Origin of the sequence: Cyanobium sp. BA20m-p-22 (genome assembly GCF_024346275.1) — a bacterium.
Taxonomy (GTDB): domain Bacteria; phylum Cyanobacteriota; class Cyanobacteriia; order PCC-6307; family Cyanobiaceae; genus Cyanobium_A.
In genome coordinates this window covers 1-7300 of record NZ_JAGQCQ010000187.1, presented here as the reverse complement: position 1 = coordinate 7300, position 7300 = coordinate 1, and the positions used below count along the sequence as shown (strand labels likewise).

The following is a 7300-nucleotide window of genomic DNA, read 5'->3' as shown; positions in this document are numbered from 1 at the left end:
CGCGGGTGTAGTCGCCGACTTTCTTGAGGAACCCGAACATGGAGCTGGCTCTGGAGGGGGAAGCGGTCGGAATCGATCAGCCCATGATGGCCGGTCTGGGGCAGGTCTGGGTTGATTGCTCAGGGAATCAGCCACCGAAGGCCCCAGGGAAGGCCAGCTTGAGGGCTGCGGTGATCAGCAGGTTGACCAGGGCGATCGGCAGCAGGAATTTCCAGCCCAAATCGAGCAGTTGGTCGATCCGCACCCTAGGGGTGGTCCAGCGCAGCAGGATCGCCAGAAAGACCAGCAGATAGGCCTTGAGCACGGTCATCACGATGCCCACCGATCCAGTGATGAGCTGCACCAGGGGCGCATCGATCGGCTGGCCCAGCCAGCCCGCCAACCACTCCACCGGGATCGGGAAGCCCCAGCCCCCCAGGTAGAGCACCGACACCAGCAGGGCCGAGAGCACCAGGTTGATGTAGCTGCCCAGATAGAAGAGGGCAAACTTCATGCCGGAATACTCGGTCTGGTAGCCAGCCACCAACTCCTCCTCAGCTTCGGGGAGGTCGAAGGGGAGGCGCTCACATTCGGCCAGGGCGCAGATCCAGAAGATCACAAAGCCCACAGGCTGGCGCCAGATGTTCCAGCTGAGGATGCCTGAGCCGGTCTGCTGATTGACGATGTCAACCGTGCTGAGCGAATTACTCATCATCACCACCGCCAGCACCGCCAGGGCCAGGGGAATCTCGTAGCTGATTGACTGGGCCGCAGCCCGCAGGCCCCCCAGCAGCGAATACTTGTTGTTGGAGGCATAGCCACTCATCAGCAGGCCGATGGGCTGGATGCTGCTGAGCGAAATCCACAGGAAAATGCCGATGCCCACATTGCTGATCAGCAGGTGCTGACCAAATGGCACCACCAGCCAGCTGAGGATCACCGGGATCAGCACCAGCACCGGCCCGAGGGTGAACAGCAGGCCGTCGGCCTTGGCCGGGATGATGTCTTCCTTGAAGACCAGCTTCAGGCCATCGGCGATCGGCTGGAGCACGCCGAGGGCGCCGGCGTATTCGGGGCCGATGCGCTGCTGCACTGCCGCCGAGATCTTGCGCTCCAGCCAGACATTGACGAGCACTCCCACCACCGCCGCCACCAGCACCAGCACCATCGGCAAGGGCAGCCAGAGCAGGTGGGCAGCTCCCGGACTCAGCCCAAATCCCTGCAGGGCCTGCTCGAAGCTGGACTCGAGATCCAGGCCTGGAGCCGTGTTGGTCACCATGGCGTCAGCTCAGATGGCATGCAACTTAGCGGGCCCCAATCGGCTGCCAGTCACGCCCGGCCTCGCCGGTATAGATCTGGGAGGGCCGGTAGATGCGATTGGCCCCCAGCTGCTCCTTCCAATGGGCCAGCCAGCCTGCCGTGCGGGCGATGGCGAAGATCGGGGTGAAGAGGTCTGGGGGGATGCCGAGTTTTCGATACACCAGACCCGAGTAGAAATCGACGTTCGGATAGATGCCCTTGGGGCCAAGCCGCTTGTCAGCGGCCGCCTCCAGGCAGCGAGCCAGGTCGTACATCGGGTCGTGACCGAAGCGGTCGAACAGCTCCTCAGCCAGCTTCTGGAGAATGCCGGCGCGGGGATCCTTCACCTTGTACTCCCGGTGCCCGAAACCCATGATCTTCTGCTTCTCCGCAATGGCTTGATCCAGCCAGGAGTCCACCCGATCTTCGCTGCCGATTTCGGCCAGCATGGTGAGGACGTCCTCATTGGCTCCGCCGTGGAGCGGGCCCGCCAGGGTGCCCACGGCGGAGGCCACCACCGCGTAGGGGTCGGTGAGGGTGCTGGCGGTGACGCGGGCGCTGAAGGTGCTGGCGTTGAGGCTGTGCTCGGCATGCAGGATCAGGCAGGCATCGAAGATGCGGGCCGCCAGGGGATCGGGCTCCCGCTCGGTGAGCATGTACAGGAAGTTGGCCGCGTAGGCCAGGTCGTCGCGGGGCTGGATCGGATCCTGGCCTTTGCGGATCAGCTGGAAGGCCGCCACCATCGTGGGGATCTTGGCGATCAACCGCACCACCGCAGAGACGATGTATTCGGGATTGTCCAGGGCGCGCATTGAATAGAACAGCCCCAGGGACGCCGCACTGCTCTGCAGGGCGTCCATCGGATGCCCCCCCGAGGGGAAGCACTTCATCATGTCGCGGATGCGGAAGCTCACCCGCCGGTGCATCTGCACCTCCTGCTCAAACTCCTGCAGCTGCTTGGCGTTGGGCAGCTGGGCCCAGATCAACAGGTAGGCGGTTTCCAGGAAGGTGCTGCGCGCGGCAAGCTCATCTACCCGGTAGCCCCGATAGGTGAGCACGCCCCGCTGACCGTCAATGTCGCAGATCGACGACTGGGTGGCAGGCCCCCCCTCCAACCCAGGACGAAAGGGGATCTGGCTCTCGGCTCCTGCTGCTGTCATGCCCCCTCCTGTCATGCCCCCTGCTGTCATGCCCGCCGCTGTGGTTGGGGCGAACCTACGGCTAGAGCCGCCCTTGATGCCGTAGCCGCAGCAACCGAGGACCAATCAGGGCCTCCAGGCTGGCAGCGGCGGGGCCGAGGCGAATCAGGACGATGCCGGCCTTGCGCAGCGTGATCGCACCGGCCGGCAAACCCAGCAGAGTCGAGGCCAGCTCGCCGAGGTCGGGCTCGTGGCCCACCAGGCCCAGCCGCTGCCAGTTGCCGGCCTGGAGCAGCGGCCGCGGGTCTCCCCCTGGGGCCAGGCTGGCCTCGATCGCAAATCCACTGGCCAGCCCGGCCGCCACGCCGAGCTCGGCGGTCTGCACCGCCCGCCGCAGGGGGCTGCTCAGCAGGGTGTCACAGCAGAGCTGCAGCCGCTGTAGCTCTTGGGCCACCGCGGCCGTGCGGCGGCTTCCCTCGGCGGTGAGGGCCCGCTCCGCATCGGGGCGATCCGGATGGCGCTCCTCAGCAATGCCATGGCGCCAGAGCAGCAGTTCGCGCTCAGCCAAGGGATTCGTCAACCAAAACCCACCCTGGCGCTGAGATGCACGCTGTTGCTATTGCTGTTGCTACCACCGTCGCCAGGCTCCAGGCTGAAGCTGAGCCCCTGCACCGCCGGCGCCAACGGTCTCCCAGCAAGGCTCGAAAGCAGTTGCCAGGTGCTCCAACGCTGCAACAGGGCCTGGGCCGGCCCGGCCGCCATCGCCCACTGCAGGGAAGCCTGGGGCTGGTCGAGGGCGGCGAGCTGGGCCAGGCGCAGCCGGGGGGTCTGACGGGATTCGCGCTGCTCCTGCAACACCGCCAGATTCTGGCCCCACCAGGCCAGCTGGCCCTGGCTGGCCCTGGCCCCCGCCAGGCTGGCCTGGAGCACGGCGCCCTCCTCCCGGCCGATCCGGCGCCCAGCCGGGGGCGCCTCCAGCCTGGTCCAGACCATGACGCTGGCGTCTCCCTCCACGGGCAGGGGGGCGGCGGTCAGGCCCTGGGCAGCGAGGCCCTGTTCAAGGCTGGCGGGATCGGGCTGATCCACCGCAGTGCCCAACAACCAGCCCTGGCTGCCGGCGCTCCATAGCAAGGGGCCAGGATCGGCCGCCGCCACCAGGGCCGGCAATAAACCGTCACCGCCACCCTCACTCACCCGGAGCACGGCCGCCAGCAAGGGTTGCCAGAGCTCAGGCCAAAGGGAGGGTTGCTGCACCAGGGCCAGGCTGTCGGATTGGCCCTGCATGGCCGCCAGCAGGGCCGGTCCGGCGTCCCCGGCAGCGGCGGGAGGGGCCGGGGGCGGGCTAGCGGCGCCGGGTGCCAGGCGCAGCAAAGCTTCCAGCGCCAGGGAACGGCCGTCGGGTCTCAGGCTGGCCACGAGCTCCTGCACCGCGCCGGGCCCGGTGAGCTGGGCAGGCATGCCCAGCCAGGAGCCCAGGACTTCAGCTTGGGCCGTGAGCAGCACAGCCCCCTTGCCCAGGCGCTCCAGGGCCTGCTGGAAGGAGGGACTGGTCGCCTGATTGAGCTCATCGATCTGGGAGACGTCGAGGGCCTGCTCGAGCACGCCGCGACCGGAGGCAATCAGCACAAGATCGTCGTTGACCAGGGCAGTGGCGATCGGCACCGGCGTAGTGCCCACCAGGGCGCCACGGCCACTGATCAGCCCCATGCCTCGGTAGCTGCTGATCTGCAGGTCGGTGCCGGCCAGGCTGCGGGTCTGCCAGAAGCGCTGCAGGAAACGGCGGGCCCCATCGGCATCGCGGCTGCGCAGGGAAAGGAGCCAGCCGTCGGCGGCTCCCCCTGGCTCGTTGGCCAGCAGGGCCAAGCCCAGTTCAGGGCCGAGCCAGGAGGCCAGCTCGGCGGGATAGTCCAGCCCCGCCGCAGCGAAGGCGCCATCCCGCAACCCGGCTACGGCATCGGCCGCCTGGCGGCGCTGTCGGCCCGGGGCAACGGCCCGGGCATAGCCCTCGGGCCGTTGCCCATCGGTGAGCAGGTAGAGACTGAGGGGTGCCTGGCGGGGCACAAAGCGGGCCGCCCGAGGCGATACCAAGGGCTGGTGCTGCAACTGCAGCGGAGAGCGCTGCAGCACCAGCCACCAACCAGCTGCCGCCAGGCTCAGCAACAGCAGCACCGCCGCCAGCACGACCGCCAGAAACGGGCGGGCCTTCATGCGTCCCACGCAGGATGGGCCCATCTTGACCCCAAGCCCCGCCTTCTGCCCGCCATGGAAAGTTCTGAGACTCCAAAAACCATGCGGGCCCGCGAGCTGCAGCTGCGGCTGGAGCAGGGCGAGGCGATCCAGTTGGTGGATGTGCGCGAGGACGCCGAGCTGGAGCTGGCCAGGCTGGTCCATCCCGTGCTGCACCTGCCGCTGAGCCGCTCAGCTGAGTGGGTCGACCGCCTGGGCGAGCTGCTCAGCCACGACCGCCCCATCGTCGTGCTGTGCCATGCGGGGGTGCGCAGCTGGCAGCTGGGCTGCTGGCTGATCCAGGCCCAGGGCTATGGGGCGGTGTGGAACCTCCAGGGGGGCATCGATTCCTGGAGCCTGGAGGTGGATTCCAGCGTGCCTCGCTACTGAATCCAGCCCCCATCTGCCTACGATCGGCCAACTCCCTGCAGCGGCCGCTTGCAGTCTCCGTCCCCCCGCCCCTTGCCTCTTAGGCAGCAGGAGGTTCTCCAACTTGCCGTGCGTCACTACGTGGACACGATGGAGCCGGTGGGCAGCCAGACCCTGGTGCGCCGCTTCGGCCTGGGCGCGAGCCCGGCGACGGTGCGCTCGGCCATGGGGGCTCTGGAGCAGCGGGGGCTGCTCACCCAGCCCCACCCCTCGGCGGGCCGAATCCCCAGCCAGCAGGGCTACCGCACCTACGTAAATCAGCTGCTGCCCGCCCCGGGAGCCGCGGCCCTGCAACTGGAGCGGGAGCTCACCGGGCTCAGCCTGCAGTGGGCAGCCCTCGACGACCTGCTGCTGCACCTGAGCCGGCGCCTGGCCGATCTCACCGGCCTGCTCAGCCTGATCACCAGACCCCAGCGCAAGCAATCCCAGCTTCAGGCCCTGCGGCTGGTGGCCAGCGGCGAACGCCTGCTGGTGTTTCTGGTGGAGGGGGGCGCAACCGCCACCAGCCTCAACCTGCGGCTGCCCGCCCAGGCCGAAGCCGAGCTGGCCCCCCTGGAGCGGTGGGTGAGTACCCAGCTGCAGGAAGGGCCGATTGACTGGGCAACCCTGCCCTCCCAGTTGAACAGCAGTGGTGCTGCCCTGCGCCAGGCCCTGGCCAGCCATGGCCAATCCCGCCAGCTGGAGGGGGAGGGGGCCCTGACCATGGGCCTGGCCGGCCTGCTGGCCCAGCCGGAATTCAGCCAGACCCTGAGCCTGCGCCCCCTGGTGGAACTGGTGGAGGACGCCCCCCACCAGCTCCTGCCCCAGCCAGGCATCTGGATCGGCGCGGAACATCCCCACCGGGCCCTGCACCAGTGCGCCGTGGTGCAGGCCGATTACCGCAGCGGCGATGGCGGCATCGGCCAGGTGGCCCTGGTTGGACCCATGCGCATGGCCTACGCCACCGCCCTGGCCGCCGTGAGCTCGGTGGCCCAGGTGCTGGAGCGGCTGTTGGGGTGAAAGCTCCGTGGACTGATCACAAGCCGCCTGCCCGTCAAGCAGCACAACGACAGCACTAACCAGGCACGGAGGGAATCAGCCCGGCCGCTTCCAGCTCAGGGATGAAGCCGAAGGCGGTGGGATCGCTAAGGCGGTCGGGGAAGAGCACCCCATCGAGGTGGTCACACTCGTGCTGGACCACCCGGGCATGGAACCCCTCCACGCAACGATCCAAAGGCTGGCCAGCGCCATCGATCCCCTGGTAGCGCAACCGCTGCCAACGGGACACCTGCCCCCGCAGCCCCGGCACACTCAGGCACCCCTCCCAGGCCCCATCGCGCTCCGGTCCCAGCGGGGTGAGCACGGGGTTGATCAACAGGGTGCGGGGAAGCAGTGGGGCATCGGGGTAGCGGGGGTTGGGCCCTCCACCACCAAACAGAACCACCCGCAGCGGCACGCCGATCTGGGGAGCGGCCAGGCCGGCGCCGCTGCAGGCCGCCACCGTGTCGTCCAGATCAGTGATCAGCTGCCTCAAAGCGGGATCAGCCACATCGATCACGGGCTGGGCGGGCTGGCGTAATCGGGGATCACCCAGACGCAGAACGGTGCGTACCGCCATCGACACCAGTCTGTTGGTGCCATGCAAGCATCGCCTCAAGGCCCAAACAACGCGCGGATCTCCGGTGCGGGCCGATCTAGAGCGGAAGCCACCGCGGCGAGGCCCGGGCGATCGGCTGCAGCCAGCGGATTGATGCGGGCACACACAGCCTTGGCCTGGGGGCCAAGCGCCTCCAGCTGGCGGGGAAAGCGGCGGTAGTAGGTGAGATCGACCCCGAGGCGCCCTGCCAGTGCGGCGGTCTTAGGGGGATCTGAACCAGCATGGGCCTGCAGCAGCAGCTCGCGCGCGTACTGGCCCATGGCCCAGCAGTCGAGGGGCGTAAACTGGCCAGGCGGATGCTCGAGCCGCTCATTGGTGCTGAACACCATCAGCCGCTGGCCGGCCGTGAAAGCCAGCGCCCCCTGACCCATCAAAGAGCGCAGGCTGTCGAGCACCACCATCTCGCCGCCGGTATGGGCCCCGCCTGCGGTGGCGAAAGCCGTGGCGCGCACCCCCTGCAGCGAAACTTCCCCGCCCAGCTCAAACAACCGGCGCAGGGGCGCGGCCGAGCCCTGGCTCCAGGTGGAGCCCCCCACCACCAGCACCCGGGGCGGGCCCGCCAGCAGGGCGGCGACCTCAGGCCGCCCTGCCT

At 68.4% G+C, this 7300-nt stretch carries 8 protein-coding genes; 2 read left to right on the top strand and 6 right to left on the bottom strand.

The window, feature by feature from the left end:
* Nucleotides 1–127: 127 nt before the first annotated feature.
* The 4 genes from nuoH to KBZ15_RS14855 all read right to left on the bottom strand — a co-directional run bounded on the left by nuoH (nt 128) and on the right by KBZ15_RS14855 (nt 4625).
* Nucleotides 128–1258 carry an NADH-quinone oxidoreductase subunit NuoH gene (nuoH, locus tag KBZ15_RS14870; protein ID WP_197151906.1) on the bottom strand — a complete coding sequence of 377 codons (1131 nt, stop codon included), beginning with the start codon at nt 1256–1258 and terminating at the stop codon, nt 128–130.
* A 25-nt stretch (nt 1259–1283) separates the two neighbouring features.
* On the bottom strand, nt 1284–2438 hold the full coding sequence (locus KBZ15_RS14865; RefSeq protein ID WP_255015979.1) for a citrate synthase: 1155 nt from the start codon (nt 2436–2438) through the stop codon (nt 1284–1286).
* 61 nt (nt 2439–2499) lie between these two features.
* Complete coding sequence (locus KBZ15_RS14860) at nt 2500–2997, bottom strand: histidine phosphatase family protein (RefSeq protein WP_255015978.1); 498 nt, start codon at nt 2995–2997, stop codon at nt 2500–2502.
* On the bottom strand, nt 2994–4625 hold the full coding sequence (locus KBZ15_RS14855) for a DUF3352 domain-containing protein (protein WP_255015977.1): 1632 nt from the start codon (nt 4623–4625) through the stop codon (nt 2994–2996). The genes KBZ15_RS14860 and KBZ15_RS14855 overlap by 4 nt, the downstream gene beginning before the upstream one ends.
* Nucleotides 4626–4679: 54 nt before the next feature.
* Between KBZ15_RS14855 and KBZ15_RS14850 the strand changes: the two genes are divergently transcribed.
* Together KBZ15_RS14850 and KBZ15_RS14845 are read left to right on the top strand one after the other, a co-directional pair.
* Nucleotides 4680–5033: a rhodanese-like domain-containing protein gene (locus tag KBZ15_RS14850; RefSeq protein ID WP_255015976.1), complete on the top strand. Its 354-nt coding sequence runs from the start codon at nt 4680–4682 to the stop codon at nt 5031–5033.
* A 129-nt stretch (nt 5034–5162) separates the two neighbouring features.
* Entirely contained in the window at nt 5163–6071 is a 909-nt protein-coding gene (locus KBZ15_RS14845) for a heat-inducible transcriptional repressor HrcA (protein ID WP_254932497.1), read from the top strand.
* 55 nt (nt 6072–6126) lie between these two features.
* On the opposite strand, the gene KBZ15_RS14840 is transcribed toward KBZ15_RS14845, so the two are convergent.
* Both KBZ15_RS14840 and KBZ15_RS14835 read right to left on the bottom strand, forming a co-directional pair.
* The gene (locus tag KBZ15_RS14840) at nt 6127–6669 is read right to left on the bottom strand and encodes a peptide deformylase (protein WP_255015975.1); all 543 of its coding nucleotides are present in this window, start codon (nt 6667–6669) and stop codon (nt 6127–6129) included.
* A 35-nt stretch (nt 6670–6704) separates the two neighbouring features.
* Nucleotides 6705–7300, bottom strand: a 596-nt coding sequence (locus tag KBZ15_RS14835) for a hypothetical protein (RefSeq protein ID WP_255015974.1), incomplete at its 5' end; no start/stop codon positions are given.